General features: G+C 54.0%; 17 protein-coding genes. 13 read left to right on the top strand and 4 right to left on the bottom strand.

Annotation, left to right across the window (positions count from 1 at the left end; genetic code table 11):
- The first annotated feature begins 259 nt into the window (after positions 1 to 259).
- The 7 genes from GOB93_RS15310 (at position 260) to GOB93_RS15280 (ending at position 7021) form a co-directional block, all read left to right on the top strand.
- A complete protein-coding gene (locus GOB93_RS15310) occupies positions 260 to 1294 on the top strand; it encodes a hypothetical protein (protein ID WP_173584374.1) in 1035 nt (344 codons plus the stop codon).
- Positions 1295 to 1532: 238 nt separating this feature from the next.
- A complete protein-coding gene (hemB, locus tag GOB93_RS15305; RefSeq protein ID WP_173584373.1) occupies positions 1533 to 2534 on the top strand; it encodes a porphobilinogen synthase in 1002 nt (333 codons plus the stop codon).
- 158 nt (positions 2535 to 2692) lie between these two features.
- On the top strand, positions 2693 to 3451 hold the full coding sequence (locus GOB93_RS15300) for an arginyltransferase (protein WP_173584372.1): 759 nt from the start codon (positions 2693 to 2695) through the stop codon (positions 3449 to 3451).
- 122 nt (positions 3452 to 3573) lie between these two features.
- The gene (locus GOB93_RS15295; protein WP_173584371.1) at positions 3574 to 4254 is read left to right on the top strand and encodes a winged helix-turn-helix domain-containing protein; all 681 of its coding nucleotides are present in this window, start codon (positions 3574 to 3576) and stop codon (positions 4252 to 4254) included.
- Between the two features lie 162 nt (positions 4255 to 4416).
- A complete protein-coding gene (locus GOB93_RS15290; RefSeq protein WP_338422394.1) occupies positions 4417 to 5937 on the top strand; it encodes a sensor histidine kinase in 1521 nt (506 codons plus the stop codon).
- Entirely contained in the window at positions 5934 to 6326 is a 393-nt protein-coding gene (locus tag GOB93_RS15285) for a hypothetical protein (RefSeq protein ID WP_173584370.1), read from the top strand. The genes GOB93_RS15290 and GOB93_RS15285 overlap by 4 nt, the downstream gene beginning before the upstream one ends.
- Positions 6323 to 7021 (top strand): SIMPL domain-containing protein, encoded by a 699-nt coding sequence (locus tag GOB93_RS15280; protein WP_173584369.1) that lies wholly within the window; start codon positions 6323 to 6325, stop codon positions 7019 to 7021. Before GOB93_RS15285 ends, GOB93_RS15280 begins: the two co-directional genes overlap by 4 nt.
- 61 nt (positions 7022 to 7082) lie before the next feature.
- Here GOB93_RS15280 and GOB93_RS15275 read toward each other — a convergent pair whose 3' ends face one another.
- Positions 7083 to 7661 (bottom strand): DJ-1/PfpI family protein, encoded by a 579-nt coding sequence (locus GOB93_RS15275; protein ID WP_173584368.1) that lies wholly within the window; start codon positions 7659 to 7661, stop codon positions 7083 to 7085.
- A 13-nt stretch (positions 7662 to 7674) separates the two neighbouring features.
- Positions 7675 to 8205 (bottom strand): molybdenum cofactor biosynthesis protein B, encoded by a 531-nt coding sequence (moaB, locus tag GOB93_RS15270; RefSeq protein WP_173584367.1) that lies wholly within the window; start codon positions 8203 to 8205, stop codon positions 7675 to 7677.
- Between the two features lie 207 nt (positions 8206 to 8412).
- On the opposite strand from moaB, the gene GOB93_RS15265 reads away from it, so the two are divergent.
- The gene (locus GOB93_RS15265) at positions 8413 to 9888 is read left to right on the top strand and encodes a carbohydrate porin (RefSeq protein WP_173584381.1); all 1476 of its coding nucleotides are present in this window, start codon (positions 8413 to 8415) and stop codon (positions 9886 to 9888) included.
- A 50-nt stretch (positions 9889 to 9938) separates the two neighbouring features.
- On the opposite strand, the gene GOB93_RS15260 is transcribed toward GOB93_RS15265, so the two are convergent.
- Entirely contained in the window at positions 9939 to 11069 is a 1131-nt protein-coding gene (locus tag GOB93_RS15260; RefSeq protein WP_173584366.1) for a type III PLP-dependent enzyme, read from the bottom strand.
- Between the two features lie 446 nt (positions 11070 to 11515).
- On the opposite strand from GOB93_RS15260, the gene GOB93_RS15255 reads away from it, so the two are divergent.
- A complete protein-coding gene (locus GOB93_RS15255) occupies positions 11516 to 12502 on the top strand; it encodes a YihY/virulence factor BrkB family protein (protein WP_173584365.1) in 987 nt (328 codons plus the stop codon).
- Between the two features lie 114 nt (positions 12503 to 12616).
- On the opposite strand, the gene GOB93_RS15250 is transcribed toward GOB93_RS15255, so the two are convergent.
- Complete coding sequence (locus GOB93_RS15250; RefSeq protein WP_408742406.1) at positions 12617 to 13156, bottom strand: septal ring lytic transglycosylase RlpA family protein; 540 nt, start codon at positions 13154 to 13156, stop codon at positions 12617 to 12619.
- 319 nt (positions 13157 to 13475) lie between these two features.
- Between GOB93_RS15250 and aroQ the strand changes: the two genes are divergently transcribed.
- The 4 genes from aroQ to purH all read left to right on the top strand — a co-directional run bounded on the left by aroQ (position 13476) and on the right by purH (position 17485).
- The gene (aroQ, locus tag GOB93_RS15245; protein ID WP_173584363.1) at positions 13476 to 13931 is read left to right on the top strand and encodes a type II 3-dehydroquinate dehydratase; all 456 of its coding nucleotides are present in this window, start codon (positions 13476 to 13478) and stop codon (positions 13929 to 13931) included.
- Complete coding sequence (locus tag GOB93_RS15240; protein WP_173584362.1) at positions 13928 to 14383, top strand: acetyl-CoA carboxylase biotin carboxyl carrier protein; 456 nt, start codon at positions 13928 to 13930, stop codon at positions 14381 to 14383. Before aroQ ends, GOB93_RS15240 begins: the two co-directional genes overlap by 4 nt.
- Positions 14383 to 15729, top strand: a complete 1347-nt coding sequence (gene accC, locus GOB93_RS15235) for an acetyl-CoA carboxylase biotin carboxylase subunit (protein ID WP_173584361.1) — start codon at positions 14383 to 14385, stop codon at positions 15727 to 15729. The genes GOB93_RS15240 and accC overlap by 1 nt, the downstream gene beginning before the upstream one ends.
- Before the next feature lie 175 nt (positions 15730 to 15904).
- Positions 15905 to 17485 carry a bifunctional phosphoribosylaminoimidazolecarboxamide formyltransferase/IMP cyclohydrolase gene (purH, locus tag GOB93_RS15230; protein WP_173584360.1) on the top strand — a complete coding sequence of 527 codons (1581 nt, stop codon included), beginning with the start codon at positions 15905 to 15907 and terminating at the stop codon, positions 17483 to 17485.
- Positions 17486 to 17541 lie beyond the last annotated feature (56 nt).

Here is a 17541-nt window from a genome sequence, read left to right as displayed (position 1 = left end):
AACAACCAACGACCATTCTTCGTCTGATACGTCAGAGGGATACGGCTTGCGGGCTTGCGTCATTCAGCATTACTGAACCAATCGCACACGAAAGTACATAACACCCTCTAGTGGTCTTGTCACCGAAATATATACGGACGGCTGGCGTATTTTCGGCCAGTCATCGGCAACAACGAATCAGATCCCTGGCACGACGACTGCTGACGGATCCACACCTGCGATTGATACGGTCTGGTCGGATTTTACGGATCCCGCGATCATGTTCGGAATCTATACGAAAGCCTTCGACAATAACGTAATCTGCTACCTGCCCGGTCCGACACCACATGCGCAGCCTGGCGATATTAATGACCCGACAGGCAAAGCCAACAATCAGACCCGGAGTTGCGAAGGCATTGAATACGATCTGTGGGATGATGATCAGACAAATAATACAGCCTATATGCATGGCATTACGGTAGCATACAGCGGAAGAACCAATCCGACTCTTGACAGCTACGACATGCTTCTTGCTGGCGGAAACGCCAATATGCTTGAGATCGACGGAGAGTGGTATTCTCAGAACATAGCGTCGCGCGCATTTGCATCTGGCAGTTTCGGTGGTCCCGCTTATACGCAGGGGTCACAAAAAGTAGTTGCCGAATTTGATCAGTCCAACAGTCCCGGGTGGGCGGCTGATTCGTCCTGGTCTGTCTCTTCCCACGACATGCGTCTGACTGTCTGGAACACCCGAAATCTCGACGACACCAGTAATACAAACGACTATCGCGACATCACGACAAGTATGGGCGTTCAGGTGGACGGCCACAATGACATCAGAAGTCTGTCCATGGATGGCACACTTCAGGAGCATCTTGAATTCAATCCGGCCTCATTTCCTAACGGCATCGCGTTATGTGGCTACAGCGGCTGCGGCTTCGCGGTTGACAGCGTGGGCCGTCCACAAATGTCAAACGACTCGACCATTCTCAGTGGCAAGGCAATTTTCTTCAACGACTCGAATAACGTCCAGCGTGGATATGCCTGGGCAAGTACAGACGGATCGGTGCATATTTCGGCAAGTTCCGGCGGCAGCAACAATGTGGTGACCGACGCAAATCTGCATGTTAACGGCGCGATCAACGCCCAGACCAGTTCTTACTCTTCTCTGCCGACAACCGGTTCATCGACGGGTGACCAGCGTTATTGCAGTGACTGCTACTCCTCAGCCGGTTCATCGGGCCAGACGGGAATCCCGGTCTGGTGGAATGGCTCAGCCTGGACAGACGCGCTCGGTGCAGTTGCAAAACACTGAAATCCGCAGCGGCTGGCTCGCTTCCCAAGGCTATCGGCAGAACAATAAGGATACTGTAAAAAAACTGCCGGAGGCAGGGTTGCATTCCCTTCCGCTTGCAGATGCCGTGAAAGGGATCATATTTCCGTCAGTTGCAGAAGTGTACCTTATCGTCCAGGCGGGAGGGCATTTCAGAAATAATCACTTGCTTGCCGAAGCGGAAGTGTCCGCTTTCCGCCTGATGTCAGAGGAACCGTTCATGACTGTCGGCCGTTTTCCACTGACCCGTCTGCGCCGCAACCGGCACGACCGGTTCACACGCAGACTTGTCGCCGAGTCATCTCTCTCCATTGATGATCTTATCTGGCCGATCTTCGTCATGGAGGGGACAAACTCCGTCACCAGCGTTGCGTCCATGCCCGGTGTGCAGCGCGTCACACTTGACCGTCTGCCGGCCCATGTCGAACGGGCAGCCCGGCTTGATATTCCGGCTTTAGCTCTGTTCCCGATTACGCCTTCGGACATCCGCGATGAAAAAGGAACAGATGCCGTAAACCCTGACAATCTGATGTGTCGGGCAGCACGTCTTCTTAAAAAGGAGTTTCCCGAAATCGGCCTGATTGGTGATGTGGCACTTGATCCTTACACGAGTCATGGACATGACGGCATCATTGACGACGGCTATGTCATCAATGATGCATCCGTCGAAATTCTGAAGCGGCAGGCGACTAATCAGGCTGCGGCCGGGATCGATATCATCGCCCCGTCTGACATGATGGACGGCCGGATTGAAGCCATTCGACGTGATCTGGATGAGAATAGTTTCGTCAATACGCGTATCATGTCCTACGCGGCCAAATATGCGAGTGCATTCTACGGTCCGTTCCGTGATGCGCTCGGATCCGGTGGTCTCCTTAAGGGCGATAAAAAGACCTATCAGATGGATCCGGCTAATTCTGACGAAGCGCTCAGGGAAGTCGAGAGTGACCTGCTGGAAGGCGCCGATATGGTCATGGTGAAGCCGGGTATGCCGTATCTCGACATCATCAGGCGGGTCAGGGACCATTTCGCCGTTCCGACTTTTGCTTACCAGGTGTCCGGGGAGTATGCGATGCTGATGGCCGCAATTCAGAATGAATGGCTCGATCATGACCGGGCTGTGATGGAAAGTCTTCTGGCATTTAAGCGGGCCGGCGCAAATGGTATCCTGACTTACTTCGCGATCAAAGCGGCCGAGCGCCTTCGTCAGGAACGCGGCTGACATCCCAGGATATCAGATATTATCTCCCCAGGATGATCACAGGCTGTGATGCAGATTGAAACGCCTGCCCGCTTACTCCACATTACTGGTCATGGTCTCAGGGGGCGACGGACTGGTTTCTGCCCCTGACTGATGCAAAGATAAGGAGGCGTGAGACTGTGACCTATTCATCGCGTCATCCTCAGTTTTTTTATACGACAGCGCCCCTCCCCTGCCCGTATCTACCTGACCAGATGGAAAGAAAGGTCGTAACAGATCTTGCAGGTCATGATGCTGAGGCACTGCATGAACGACTTTCACGGTCCGGCTTTCGACGCAGCCACACCATTGCCTACGCCCCCGTATGCAATGGCTGTAATGCGTGTGTACCGATCCGAATTCCTGCGGCAAGATTTCAGCCCAGCCGGACACAACGCAAAATAATGAGGGCCAGTTCCGACATCGAAGGGTTTGAGATGCCCGCACGCGCGACGGCGGAGCAGTTCGTATTGTTCCGGCAATATCAGATGGCACGACATGCTGATGGTGATATGGCCGGGATGAGTTTCAGTGATTACCGCTCGATGGTGGAAGACACGCCAATTGACACCGTAATTATAGAATTCCGTTCGCAGACTCATCAGCTGACCGGCGTCAGCCTCGTAGACAGACTCGGAGACGGTCTGTCCGCCGTCTACAGTTTCTTTGATCCTTCCCTGGCGTCCCGCTCACCCGGCACATTTGCAATTATGTGGCTGATTGAACGGGCCAGGCTCAGGCATCTTCCCTATGTTTATCTCGGCTACTGGATCGCCAGGAGTCGGAAGATGTCTTACAAATCGGGCTTTCGTCCTGCGGAAATTCTCTCACGCGGTACATGGCGTGAACTGAATGATCAGGAAGCACCGCATGGTGTATCCCAGCTTACAAATTCGTAGCTGTTTATAGCACTCAACAGGCTGCTTCAGCGACGAAAGGACGGCTTACGTGACAGGCTGCCCAGGCGTCTCTAGACTGGAACGACCCGATATACGGGACATCGCAGTTTTGGAGTGATATCATGCGCATACTCCTCGTTGAAGATGACCCGACTGTCAGAAGTTTCATCGCAAAAGGGCTGACTGAAACAGGTCATCTGGTTGAACAGGCCGATAATGGAAAGGACGGACTGTTCCTCGCCGTCAGCGAGAAATTTGATGTCATTATTCTGGACCGTATGCTGCCAGGAGGCATTGACGGGCTTCGCATTCTTGAAACCCTCAGAGCTCAGGCAAACGCCACGCCGGTCCTCATCCTGTCGGCGCTGGCGGATGTGGACGACCGGGTTGCCGGTCTCAAGTCAGGCAGCGATGATTACCTGACCAAACCATTTGCGTTTTCCGAACTTCTGGCGCGCGTTGAGGCACTCGGACGTCGTGGACGAAACGAGGCCGCACCCCAGACGAAGCTGGAGGTCGGAGGACTCGAAATGGATCTTCTGTCGCGGAGCGTGCGTCGTGATGGACAGAAAATCGATCTCCAGCCACGGGAGTTTCGTTTGCTTGAGTTCCTCATGCGACACGCAGGCCAGGTGGTGACCCGCACGATGCTTCTGGAAGGCGTCTGGGACTATCATTTTGATCCGCAGACCAATGTCATTGACGTGCATGTCTCGAGACTGCGCCAGAAAGTTGACAAGCCTTTTTCGCAACCCCTGATCCAGACTGTCCGCAATTCCGGTTATATGCTGCGGGCGGATTGAACTCGTGACAATCTGTTCTGTGACACACCCTTCAGTCCGGTCCGGGATGAGGCACGGCTATGCTTCGAGGCTGGCGGCAATACATGATCTGCCTCCCGGCAGTGATCAGACAGAGTGATCCGATTTCGATTTTCTGCCTCTGGCCCTGAGCGCCAGAGCAGCATCCGGAAAAAACGGCGTTTTTCATATGCCGCATTTCGTCATCATATTGGCGGCCTGCGCTCTGCAGGCGTCCGTTTCGCGCTTGGTTACGCTGTCCTGTTCTGGGTATCGGCCGTATTGTTTCTCTCTGTTATCTGGTGGGGAACAGCCGGGTTACTGGAGCGGCAGGTCGAGGCGTCAGTCTCTGCCGATGCCCGGGCTTTGTCTGAGCGATGGACTGACGGAGGGCTTTCAGCGCTCGCCCTGACTATAGAAGATCGCCTTGAAGATAATGTCGACGACGATGCGCTTTATCTTCTTGTGGACCCTCACAATCAGCGTGTCGCTGGAAATTTGTCCGCCTGGCCTGCTGATGTTGCGATGAGCGGCGTCTGGTATCAGCTTACGATCCGGAGAGCCGGAGCGCGCGGCGTCGCCGAAGTCCAGGCCTTCGATCTGCCCAGTGGCTACCGGCTTCTGGTCGGGCGTGATGTCCGGGGGCGCACCAATCTTCGGCGGCTGCTGACTGACACGTTGTTATGGGCGTGGGTTTTTATCACTGTACTTACGCTCGTCGGCGCGCTGCTCGTGCGGAATATGTTTCGCAGGATGATCTCTTCAATCGCACGCACAACTTCCGCCATAGCCCACGGCGATATGAGCAGACGAATGACTTTGTCCGGCCGCGGAGACGAACTCGACGAAGTCGCTGAGGCTATCAACGAGATGCTTGACCGCATCGCGCGTCTGATGGACGGCGTAAAACAGGTCTCAAATGCTATCGCTCACGATCTTCGCACGCCCATAACCCGGGCGCGGACACAGCTTGAGTATGCGGCGTTACACGCACCGGACGAGGCAGCGTTGCGAAGTGCGATCGAGAACGGCGTAAGCGATCTTGATAATATCACTGCTGTTTTTGAGGCGCTGCTGCGAATCGCGCAGATCGAAGCCGGATCACGCAGATCGGCTTTCGCTGTGTTCGATCTTGTCGCAGTACTGCACGATATCGTCGAACTTTATGAGCCTGTGGCTGAGGAGCAGGCCATTCGCATTATTCCGCGGACGCCCAGCCATGTATTGTTTTACGGTGATCGTTCCATGATCCAGCAAGCTGTCTCCAATCTCATTGATAATGCTATAAAATTTTCACCTCATGGCGGCACGATCACCGTTTCGGCAGCAGTTGGCCCCGATTTGTCCTGCGACGGAAAATCATCCGGACAGGCCGCGACCATCGCTGTGACAGATGAGGGAGTGGGAATGAACGAAGCAGATCTCGAGCGCGCTTCCGAGAGGTTTTTTCGCGCTGATTCAGCGAGAAATACACCAGGCTCGGGTCTTGGTCTGTCTCTCGTTCAGGCTATCGTGCAGTTACACGGCGGCAGCCTTCAGTTTATGCGAAGATCGCCTGGGCTGTCCGTGGAATTGCATCTGCCGGTTTCCGATACAGGCGACACCCGGACAGGGGCTGACATGAATCAGGATTCACAGTCCTCCCATCCTCAGGACAGGACGACGATGATAAAGCGTCATCCATGAATCGTGCGATGCTCATGATTGTTATGCCTGCCATGGCTCTGGAACTCTGTGCCGCTACAGGAGACCAGGAGACAGGGCGCCCTTCACCTGCCCTGTTCACAGTCAATCAGATCTCTCCCTATCCTGGTGCGGAGACTGCACAGACAACGCATGATGACCGTGACAGCGTTGAAGCCGGGAAAGATCACGGAATTGTCGTGACTTCTGACAGCCGTGATTTCTGCTCACGACTGCTTCGTGTCATTGATGAACACGATAATGAGGCGGTTAATTCAATCCGCTCGTTACGTTATGAGGGGGAACGCCTGTGTGACGAAGGTCATGTACGGCTGGGGCTGGCTCGTCTGCGCGAAGCTCTGATTGCACTTAAAGGAAAAGATCATCAATGAGGCATCCGAAACTGGCGGTTGTTGTCACGAGCCTATGTTTTTGCTTCAGCACGGCGATTCCTGCCGTCGCCAGTCCGGACAGCAGCGATGATGGAACAAAACTGCACATATCAGGTTCAGGATCGGCGGAAGCATCTCCGGATCTCATCATCGCGACGCTGACAGCACGCTCCGAGGCCAGCAGCGCTGTTCGCGCTCAGTCCGAAACAAATGAGATGATGCATAAAGCTATGATGATGGCGCAGCAGGTAGGGAATATATCCTCCTCCGCTGGTTCCTATTTCGTTTCGCAGACCAGCCCTGCCAACAACATGCCGAAGAACTGGGAAGCCCGGCAAACAATCTCGATAAAATCGAAGAACGCAGACACACTACTGCCGCTGGTCGGGCGCCTGCAGTCTTCCGGCCTGCTCCTTGAAGGGATCGACTGGTCTCTCTCCGACGACCACCGGAAAGTTCTTACTCTTGATGCTGAAAAACTCGCGACACAGGATATGCTTCGCCGGGCGGATGGCATTGCATCCGCCCTTTCCATGAAGGTCGCAACGATTGTCGACGTGACCGTTGACGAAGCTATGTATCCCCGGCCTGTAATGTTTATGGCGAAAGCAGCAGCGGCTCCGATGTCGACACCGGATTCACAGAAAGTAACCGCGACAGTCCGCGCAACCATAATTCTCAGGCACGCAGGCTGAACGCAGCCCGCAGTAAGCGCGGCATCTGTTCAGCCGTGACTGAATCTGCAGCGCCGTCTGCTCAGATGGAGACGCTGGCGCCCAGCACCTTAAGAAATTGTGCGAGCCAGGCAGGATGTGCTGGCCAGGCCGGAGCCGTAACAAGCTGATCGTCTGTCACAGCATCTGTCACAGGAATGTCAGCATACGTTCCTCCGGCGATTTCAACTTCCGGACGACAGGCAGGATAAGCCGAGACGCGGCGGCCTTTTACCATATTCGCTGCCGTAAGAATCTGGATACCATGACATATGCATGCGATCGGCCTGTCTGCGAAAGCCTGAACCATAGCGATGACTTCCGGATCAAGCCTGAGATATTCGGGCATACGTCCACCGGGAACCACAAGACCGATATAATCATCGGTGGTAACCGCATCAAAATCCGCGGTCAGAGTAAAATGATGTCCGGGCTTTTCACTGTAGGTCTGCGCTCCTTCAAAATCATGAATGGCAGTAAGGACTGTATCGCCCTTTTTCTTTCCCGGTGAAACAACGTCGACTGTGTAGCCTACCATCGTCAGAGCCTGAAACGGCACCATGATTTCGTAATCTTCAACGTAGTCACCGGCCAGCATGAGAAGTCGTATATCATCCGGCATCAGATCTTCCTTCCTACCGTTCCTGCAGCCGCGGCATGAGTTCCACGAAATTGCATGGCATGTGACGACTATCGAGCTGAAATACCAGAATATCGTCCCAGGCATCTTTTACCGCACCGCCCGAACCTGGAAGAGCGAACAGATACGTTCCGCGGGCGACCCCGGCGAGTGCGCGGGACTGGATCGTGGATGTTCCTATTTTATTGTAGGACAGCATCCGAAATAGTTCGCCGAAGCCTTCGATACGCTTCTCCAGCACACGTTCAAACGCCTCCGGCGTTACATCGCGGCCTGTTACCCCTGTCCCCCCGTTGGTGATGACAACGTCTATCGACGGGTCGGCAATCCATTTCTCAAGATGCCGGACCAGCGCATCTGCATCGTCCCGCTCAATGCACCGGTCAGCCACGACGTGACCCGCCGCCCTGATTCTTTCAACGAGCACTCTGCCCGACGTATCGGTCTCAGGTGTGCGCGTATCCGAGACGGTCATAACCGCGATCCTTACGGGAAGAAACGGCTTTGAATGATCGATACCTGTCATGAATTAAGGATATCCCCGGAGCTGCACCTGACGTCAACATTATGCAAAAATGTCACGCAGCGCTGTTTTTTACGTGACAGCATCGCGAAAACTCCGTGACGCATGATAGAACAACGTGCAGATCTGAAAATGATTCACGCGACAACGCGCAAAAACAAAAAGCATCAGAGCCGGAACTTTATGTCCTGTTTCCCGTTTGTCATCGATATGACCCGTGGCTTAACCCGTTTCGCCGGAAGAATTTTTTCTTCGTGCAGAATTTTTGTGACCGGATTGTTTATTATCGGTGTCGGGTCAGTGCCAGCGGTGGCACAGATATTGCCGGGCGGAAACAGTGCTGTCGGACTTCAGCCATCTCTCGCAGTCAACAATGAACTCGGCAAAGATAATCAGTATCCGCAGCAATTCTCGGCGCCTTATGGTTCGACACATTTTTTTGGCGACTGGTGGGGTGCTCAGCCCTGGTTACAGGATCATGGAATTCATATTCTCGTGGATGTCCATGAGGAACTGGCAGGAAACTTTCGCGGTGGCTGGCGTCAGGGCGTTACGGATGCCGGACAGGTCGGCGTGGAAACGGACATTGACTGGGGCCGTCTGACAAACGCGAAATTTATGGATGGGTTCTGGACCCATATGATGGTCGTGAACGGCCATGGGCGAAACCTCAGCACGCAATATATCGGCGACGCTATCGGAGGGGTTCAGCAGATCTATGGTGCCCGCGGCAATGTGGTTGCGCATCTTGTCTATCTGTGGGGTGAAAAAACATTCCTTCACAACCGCATTGACATAAGTGCTGGCTGGATTCCGGTCGGCAGTTTTTTTGCAGCCTCACCGCTCTATTGTATGTTCATGAACGTTGCCATGTGCGGAAATCCGGCACCCAACAAATATACCGAAGGCAACCGTGACTGGCCGTCGGGAAATCTTGGCTTTGTTGCCCGAGTAAATCCGACGCCTGATACATACATTATGGCCGGACTGTTCGCCGTGTCTCCGCATTCCTTTAATGGTGGCATTTCTGGCTGGGCCTGGGCTCAGGATGGCTTAGGCAAGTTTTCGTCCCCGGTTGAGATTGCGTGGATGCCTCATTTCGGACGAGACAAACTCGATGGTCATTATAAGGCCGGTTTCAGCTACGATAATTCCCGCTACCCTGATCTTTACGCAGATATAAACGGAAATTCATGGCAGGCGACCGGCCTGCCCAGGAGAATGCATGCTGGGCGGGCAAGCGCATGGGTACAGCTTGACCAGATGCTGATCCGTAATGGTGCGGGACCGACCAATGGTTTACTCGCTCTTGCCGGTTATATGTGGACTGACGGCAAGACGACAGCCATGGCGCATCATATATGGGCAGGCATGGTAGAAACAGGTGCCCCCTGGGGACGTCCACTGGACAGCATGGGTGTCATGTATCAGTGGCTCGACATGAGTCGCGCCGTGCTTCTGCAACAGGAAAGCTCACTGGCTCTCGGTCAGCCCTATCTGTCGAATCAATGGGGTCCAAGCTGGGGGCTGCAGACTCATGAAAATGTTTACGAACTCTTTTATAATGCTCACGTAGCGCCAGGCCTCACGCTTCAGCCTGATTTTCAGTATATTAATCGTCCGGGCGGAACGACTACGTTTCATGACGCCGCTGTTATGGCGCTCCAGTTCAACGTTGTCATGTAAGCCCATGGTCGCCCGGTCCGTTTTGCAGGAACCAGGCGATCTCTGATCATTCAGATATAATGTTCAGCAAGTGGTGCGAACCCGTTGAATCGCGTTGAGCAATAGGTCGAGACATAGGCACCGGTCGCAAGAATCTCGACCCGGTCTCCCGCCTCAAGCGTAACGGGCAGTGTGTAACAGGACTTTTCGTAAAGAATATCGGCGCCGTCACATGTTGGTCCGGCGAGAGCAACGGAACTGACTTCTTCGCCGTCCCGCGCTGTACGAATCATATAACGTATTGCCTCTCCTTCAGTCTCAGCAAGACCGCCAAATCGCCCGATATCAAGATAAACCCAGCGTGGTCCCTCATCGCGTCCGCGCTGACTGACCAGGACGACTTCGGTCGAAACCACCCCGGCGGAACCGACGATGAACCGACCTGGTTCCACGAGAATTTCGGGTAATGTCTCGCCAAAATGGATTTTCATGGCACGCGAAATGACCTGACCGAAATGCGCGATCCCGGGCACATCATCCCGGTACTGGATTGGAAAACCTCCTCCCAGATTCACCATCCGCAGGCGCAATCCGTCAGCGGCCAGATCAGCCAGTAATGAACCTGCCTGAGCAATGGCTACTTCGTACGCATCGGCAGAAAGCTGCTGGCTCCCCACATGAAAGGAGATACCGTAAGGGTCCAGACCAAGTTCACGTGCCCGGAGCATCAATGTTCGTGCGCTTTCCGGCGTTGTACCGAATTTCCGTGACAATGGCCATTCAGCCCCATGATTATTGACCAGAAGCCGGCAATAGACACGTGAGCCGGGAGCAAAACGTGCAAGCTTTTCCAGTTCTTCGACGCAATCGAAGACAAACAGTCTCACCCCGGCATCATAGGCCGCTTTGATAGCAGAGACTTTCTTGACCGTATTTCCAAACGAAATGTTTTCGGGACGCGCTCCGGCCGACAGACAGAGGTCCACCTCTTCCCAGGAGGCAGCATCAAAGCATGAACCCAGAAAGACGAGTCGATCGAGAAGAGGTCGCGCCGGATTAGCTTTTACAGCATAGTATATCCGGGCTGCGGGAAGTGCGGCCTGCATGGCACGATAACGGAGTTCGACCTCGTCGATATCGACAACCAGACAGGGCGTGGACGGATTTTTTTGTGACAGAAATTGCGAGATTTTGGGTGTCATCGCACTTTACCCTCTCTGGGCCTGCCAGACTGGAACCATGGCAGGCGGTGTTGCGAAACGGTCTAACGGACCAGCGACCAAGACTGAATCTCTTGCGAGATCCCGATTGCCAGAACGCTTGACGTCGTTGCGTAACCTCGATGGGCCAGTGGCACGTGCGTTGCTGCGTAGGGTGGCGCATATGGAACCAAACAGACACACATGCAACAGGAAGTTTGAATATCTTTGAAAAAAAGTAGAATGCGGCGATGAATTCCCTTTAAAATCGGGCAGTATTGGACAGCGGCGCTCTTATATGGGGCTTTAGCTTATGCCTCCTTCGGCCGGTTTTTCCGCCCGATATTTTATCCACGACAGGCGAATCCGCCTCACCTTAATAAGCGCATCTTTATCAGTCGCGCCTGTCAGCAGAGACAATCAGAATTTTTTCGAGGTTAAGTGCCCTTATGAGTTCAACCCTGTCTGTAAATCAGCCTGAGCAATCCGCCGGTACAAACGGTGGCGGGCTGAATGATGAACAGAAAACGGCACATCCAATGGCCTCATCACCATTGCAACTGACATTGTCGCAATGGAAATCCGTTTGCAGATCAACGGTTATGGCTCTCATTTCCGGACCGACGACTCTCGTTGCGGCTGGCTGCGCATTTTACGCCACTCTGGCGCTGTTCCCGGCGATCAGCACACTTATTTCGATCTACGGACTCGCCTTTGATGTCCAGAGCGTGGCAACCCAGCTCGATATGATGCGTAACCTTCTGCCCCCGGCAGCTTTCTCCATTATTCAGGATCGCGTACAGGAGCTGGTTTCGGAGCCGCACAGCTCACTCACAGTCAACCTCCTAATTTCGACCTCAATCGCGCTCTGGTCAGCTTCTGCGGGAATTAAATCAATTCTGTCCGCACTGAACATAGCTTACGGCACCAGCGAAACACGAAATTTCTTTGTGTTTCAGGCGCTGGCCCTTTCACTGACCCTTGGTGCAACCGTTGAAGCATGCCTCGGAGTTGCAACCATGGTCGCACTCCCAATTCTGTTTCAGTACCTCCCAGCTCTGCTGATGATTGAGCCGCCGCCTGGTTCAATGGAATTCGTAGTCCGCATGGCGGGATTAGGAATCATGACGACCTTCATGATTACGGCGTACATGATCCTGTTTCGTTTTGGCCCAAGCAATCATCACACAAAATGGCGCTGGGTCGCTCCTGGGGCAATTGCCGCCACTTTTATCTGGATCGCCGTAGCGTCAGCTTTTTCTTATTACGTGGCAAATATCGCCAGCTACGGCGCGACCTACGGACCTCTTGGTGCATTTGTCGCGATTATGATGTGGTTCTTTGTCAGCGCCTGGGTAGTGCTTCTCGGTGCGGAATTCAACGCTGAACTGGAGGCACTGGCTTTTGGGATAAAGCGTGAGGTACTTCAGGTCTAGGTTAGGCCTGATTTTATTTTAACCAAGTCGAGACGGATGTTTTATAGCCATCATGTGCTCTCATAACATCCCCAGATTGGGCCGGAACCAGACCAGAGCCTCAGAAACCCGTAATTATTTTCCGCTGTTGTCCGGCGCCTGAGCCACCTCAAGCACATCCTCAGAGCTCGCAGGTCTGATGGTGACATGCGCAACACCACGATTCAGCATGCCCAGTCTGGACGCGGCTTCATGCGACAGATCAATTATCCGGCCGCGCCTGTAGGGACCACGATCATTGACGGTGACAACGACGGAGCGCCCCGTTTCTGGAGAGCTGACCAGCAGTTTTGTGCCTATAGGGGCTGAAGGATGCGCTGCGGTCATTTCAGCGGGACTGAATGAATGACCTGAACTGGTACTTTTATGAGCGAAGCGCCCGCCATACCAGCTGGCAAGACCTGTCTGGACGCGTTCACCTGACCTGATAATCCGCTGTGCGAGAGCGGCTCGCACGGAAGCTGCCCACGACGTATTGGGCGATTGTGCATCATGAACAATCGAAGGGTGCATACCACTGCTCTCGTCTGCACTGGCATGACTGCTCCACGCCAGCCCTGTCAGGAAGAGAGCCGAGAGAATGCCAGAACCATTTTTTCCACGATGAGAAGCCACAGGCAGGTCCGGAATCAGTTTCAGGTTGTTTGCAGTAAACATAATTCGGGGCGTAAATTCAACATGAATTTACCTAGTGTGGAAGCTAGCAATTCCAGCTTTAAACAACCAATAATATGTCGCAAATATGGCAAATAATTAAATAACGGCTTAAAATACCACAGAGTAAAGTCACCCGAATTAGCGTTATTATAACATGCTCGCGTACACTACGGTTCACACCCCCAGTTTCAGGAGAAGACTAAATCTGCGTAAGGCAGGCAGGGTACGTCTGACCGCTATTGGAGCCAGGCGCAGGTCGTGCTAACGGCGCGTCACCATGGATCGCCCCCTTATTTCCGTTCTGAACGGACCTAACCTGAATATGCTTGGATTGCGTCAGCCGGAAGTATATGGCCGCGCAACTCTTGATGATGTGGAACAGCTTTGTGCACAGACTGCAGAACGGCTGGATATCGGCATCGATTTTCGCCAGACCAACGGTGAAGGGGAACTGATTTCCTGGGTTCAGGAATGCCGTGGGCGAGCGCAGGGTATCATCATCAATCCGGCAGGTTATTCGCATACATCCGTTGCATTGCTCGACGCGCTGCTGGCGGTGGATCTTCCCGTTATCGAGGTCCATATTTCCAATATTCATCGTCGCGAGGCGTTCCGGCATCATTCTTATGTATCGCGCGGAGCTCTCGGCGTGATCTGTGGGCTGGGAGTTCAGGGTTACGCACTTGCACTCCAGGCTATGACCGACATTATTCTCAGTGAGGACACGCAATGAGCCGACTGCTCGTAGATGCAGATGCCATACGGGCACTGGCCGGCATTCTGACAGAAACCGGACTGACCGAAATTGAAATTGCCGAAAAGGATAGTCGTATCCGCGTCGTACGTGCAGCCGCCCCGGTGGCCGCACCCGTCCAGGCAGTACCTGTTCAGACTATCGCTTCCGGATCATCTGCGCCGATCGCGGCTGGACCCGTTGACATGTCTCGCCATCCTGGGGCCGTTAACAGCCCGATGGTGGGAATCGCTTATCTGACGCCAGACCCTTCGTCCCCTCCGTTCATCAGCGATGGCCAGACGGTGACGGCCGGGCAGACGCTGATGCTGATCGAGGCCATGAAAACCTTCAACCAGATCAAAGCTCCCAAAAGCGGCATCGTGAAGCAGATTCTTGTTGAATCCGGCGATCCCGTTGAGTTTGGCCAGCCACTTGTCATTATAGAGTGATGTTTTCAAAAATCCTGATCGCCAATCGCGGCGAGATCGCTCTGCGTATTCTGCGGGCGTGTCGCGAAATGGGGATACGCACAGTAGCCGTGCATTCGACCGCGGATGAAAGTGCCATGCATGTGCGGCTTGCCGATGAAGCGGTCTGCATAGGTCCTCCTGCAGCACGGGATTCCTATCTGAATGTTGCCGCCATTCTTTCAGCGGCGACGATCACCGGAGCTGAAGCCATCCATCCGGGATATGGATTTCTCTCTGAAAACGCTGACTTCGCGGAAACCGTGGAGGCTCACGGTCTCACGTTTATTGGCCCTACCGCTGCCCACATTCGCACGATGGGGGACAAGATTACTGCCAAGACGACGATGCAGGCCCTTGGCGTGCCTCTCGTTCCGGGTTCGGACGGCGAACTCACAAATCTGGACGAGGCACGTGACGTTGCTTCAAAAGTTGGCTACCCAGTGCTGATCAAGGCAGCGGCGGGCGGCGGCGGGCGTGGCATGAAAGTTGCACACAGCGAAGCCGAACTGGCCGAAGCATGGAGTGTGGCGCGAACGGAAGCTCTTGCGGCATTCGGTAACGACGCCGTTTATCTTGAAAAATATCTCAATCGTCCGCGCCATATTGAGTTACAGATTCTCGGAGACACACATGGAAACGTGGTGCATTTCGGTGAACGTGACTGCTCACTCCAGAGACGCCACCAGAAATTGCTCGAGGAAGCAGGTTCCCCGGTTTTATCTCCTGAGGAACGCGATGCAATCGGCGCAACCGCCACCGCAGCTCTTGCAACAATGGGCTACCGGAATGCGGGAACCCTGGAATTTTTGTATCAGGACGGCCAGTTTTCTTTCATTGAGATGAACACCCGCCTGCAGGTCGAACACCCGGTGACGGAAGTCGTGTGTGATATTGACCTTGTACGAGAGCAGATCCGCATCGCGGCAGGCGAGAAGCTGGGATACACCCAGTCCGATATTACATTCTCTGGGCATGCAATTGAATGCCGGATCAACGCCGAAGATCCGGACACTTTCATTCCCAGCCCGGGCACGATCGAGGTATTTCACCCCCCCGGGGGACCTGGCGTTCGTATAGACAGTGCGATTTATGCCGGGTACCGTGTGCCGCCTTTTTACGACAGTATGATCGCGAAACTAATCGTTCACGCTCCCACACGTGCGGCAGCCATAGCGAGAATGCAGCGCGCACTGGATGAAATCGTCGTCGAAGGCGTGAAAACGGTGATCCCGCTCCATCGGCGTATCCTTGCGGACCCGGAATTCCAGCGTGGTGATTATACTATTCACTGGCTGGAACAGTTCACGAGTCGTAACCGCTCTTAATCTGTAATGGGGCAGGCACCACGTTCCGGAGTCTGCTCCATGAATAACTGCGTCACATGATAGTGAAGTCTCGTGGTTGCCAACATGCGGGTGTCTGGTTAAGCACGCCGCGAGATGGTTATATGCAGTCTCAGACTGCCTTTAGCCTGTTTGACGCTGCGAGAGAAAATTTCCGATGAGTCAGCCTCTTCTTCTGCCAGTCAGGCGTGCCCTGCTTTCCGTGTCAGATAAAACCGGGCTGACTGAACTTGGCCGGGTTCTGATAGCTCAGGGCGCAGAAATTCTTTCGACCGGAGGATCGGCAAAAACTTTACGAGATGGCGGTCTGCCAGTGACCGAGGTCTCTGATCACACCGGATTTCCGGAGATTCTGGATGGTCGGGTCAAGACGCTGGTTCCTCAAATTCATGGTGGCATTCTTGGACGACGGGATTTACCGGAACATGTGGAACAGATGGCTGCTCACGGGATTGTACCGATCGATCTGATAGCGGTTAATCTCTATCCTTTTGAAGCAACGGTAGCATCCGGAGCCTCCGATGATAATTGCATTGAAAATATAGATATCGGTGGCCCGGCATTGATTCGGGCTGCAGCCAAAAATCACGCTCACGTCGCAGTCCTGACGGATCCATCACAGTATGCGATGATTATAGCGGCAGTGAGCGAGGGCGGAACGACACTGGAAACACGGCGTATACTGGCTGGAGAGGCCTATGCGCGCACTGCTGCATATGATGCGGCGATTGCAGCCTGGTTTGCAGAAAAACGCGGTGATATTCTGCCGGAACGTTTCACTATGGCCGGTCAGCGTCACGAAGTTCTGCGATATGGTGAGAATCCGCTCCAGAAGGCCGCCTTCTATATCGACGGCAGCAATCGTCCGGGCGTGGCTACAGCACGTCAGATCCAGGGCAAGGCTTTATCTTATAACAACCTCAACGACACGGATGCAGCATTTGAAGCCGTAGCGGAATTTGAGGCGCCAGCAGTCGTTATTGTCAAACATGCAAATCCGTGCGGTGTCGCGACTGCGGCTACCTATGCACATGCATGGGATCACGCCCTGCGCTGTGATCCCGTTTCCGCATTTGGAGGTATCGTTGCACTCAACGGCATTCTGGATGAAGAAACAGCAGCCAAAATTGCAACGATTTTTACTGAAGTCATTGTCGCTACTGATGCCACAGATGCCGCGAAAGAAATTGTGGCACGAAAAAAGAATCTTCGACTGTTGCTGACGGGGGGGCTGCCTGATCCGACAGCTGAGGGTCTCATTGTACGTTCAGTAGCAGGAGGCTTTCTTGCCCAAACACGCGACAATGGGCGCGTAAATGCCAGCACGCTGAAAGTTGTCACCCGGCGCGTACCAACGGCAGACGAAATGCAGGATCTCCTTTTCGCGTTCCGTGTAGCAAAGCATGTGAAATCAAATGCAATTGTCTACGCGAAAGACGGGGCGACTGTCGGAATTGGTGCGGGACAGATGAGCCGTGTGGATTCCGCCCGTATCGCAGTCAGTAAAAGCAAGGAAGCGGCGAGGGCACTTGGACTGGAAGGTCCCCTGACGAAAGGCAGCGTCGCAGCTTCCGATGCTTTTTTCCCTTTTGCTGACGGTCTTGAAACGATCATCTCCGCCGGGACCACTGCTGTGATTCAGCCCGGCGGGTCGATCCGGGATAATGAAGTGATTGCCGCCGCCGATGCTGCCGGGATCGCTATGGTGTTTACCGGTATGCGCCATTTCCGACACTGACCCGCTGAGATCCCCCCTTGCCCTGCGACGTGCATCATGTCGCTAATAAGCATTGT

The sequence above is a fragment of the Acetobacter musti genome (genome assembly GCF_011516835.1).
Classification (GTDB): domain Bacteria; phylum Pseudomonadota; class Alphaproteobacteria; order Acetobacterales; family Acetobacteraceae; genus Acetobacter; species Acetobacter musti.
This window is presented reverse-complemented; position numbering and strand designations above follow the sequence as displayed.

What these genes read in the sequence shown, in the direction of transcription:
- aroQ (WP_173584363.1), top strand. Translation starts at nt 13,476, where the DNA reads ATGGATCGCCCCCTTATTTCCGTTCTGAACGGACCTAACCTGAATATG.
- GOB93_RS15255 (WP_173584365.1), top strand. Translation starts at nt 11,516, where the DNA reads ATGAGTTCAACCCTGTCTGTAAATCAGCCTGAGCAATCCGCCGGTACA.
- accC (WP_173584361.1), top strand. Translation starts at nt 14,383, where the DNA reads ATGTTTTCAAAAATCCTGATCGCCAATCGCGGCGAGATCGCTCTGCGT.
- hemB (WP_173584373.1), top strand. Translation starts at nt 1,533, where the DNA reads ATGACTGTCGGCCGTTTTCCACTGACCCGTCTGCGCCGCAACCGGCAC.
- purH (WP_173584360.1), top strand. Translation starts at nt 15,905, where the DNA reads ATGAGTCAGCCTCTTCTTCTGCCAGTCAGGCGTGCCCTGCTTTCCGTG.
- moaB (WP_173584367.1), bottom strand. Translation starts at nt 8,205, where the DNA reads ATGACAGGTATCGATCATTCAAAGCCGTTTCTTCCCGTAAGGATCGCG.
- GOB93_RS15280 (WP_173584369.1), top strand. Translation starts at nt 6,323, where the DNA reads ATGAGGCATCCGAAACTGGCGGTTGTTGTCACGAGCCTATGTTTTTGC.
- GOB93_RS15260 (WP_173584366.1), bottom strand. Translation starts at nt 11,069, where the DNA reads ATGACACCCAAAATCTCGCAATTTCTGTCACAAAAAAATCCGTCCACG.
- GOB93_RS15310 (WP_173584374.1), top strand. Translation starts at nt 260, where the DNA reads ATGTTCGGAATCTATACGAAAGCCTTCGACAATAACGTAATCTGCTAC.
- GOB93_RS15240 (WP_173584362.1), top strand. Translation starts at nt 13,928, where the DNA reads ATGAGCCGACTGCTCGTAGATGCAGATGCCATACGGGCACTGGCCGGC.
- GOB93_RS15275 (WP_173584368.1), bottom strand. Translation starts at nt 7,661, where the DNA reads ATGCCGGATGATATACGACTTCTCATGCTGGCCGGTGACTACGTTGAA.
- GOB93_RS15265 (WP_173584381.1), top strand. Translation starts at nt 8,413, where the DNA reads ATGACCCGTGGCTTAACCCGTTTCGCCGGAAGAATTTTTTCTTCGTGC.
- GOB93_RS15285 (WP_173584370.1), top strand. Translation starts at nt 5,934, where the DNA reads ATGAATCGTGCGATGCTCATGATTGTTATGCCTGCCATGGCTCTGGAA.
- GOB93_RS15295 (WP_173584371.1), top strand. Translation starts at nt 3,574, where the DNA reads ATGCGCATACTCCTCGTTGAAGATGACCCGACTGTCAGAAGTTTCATC.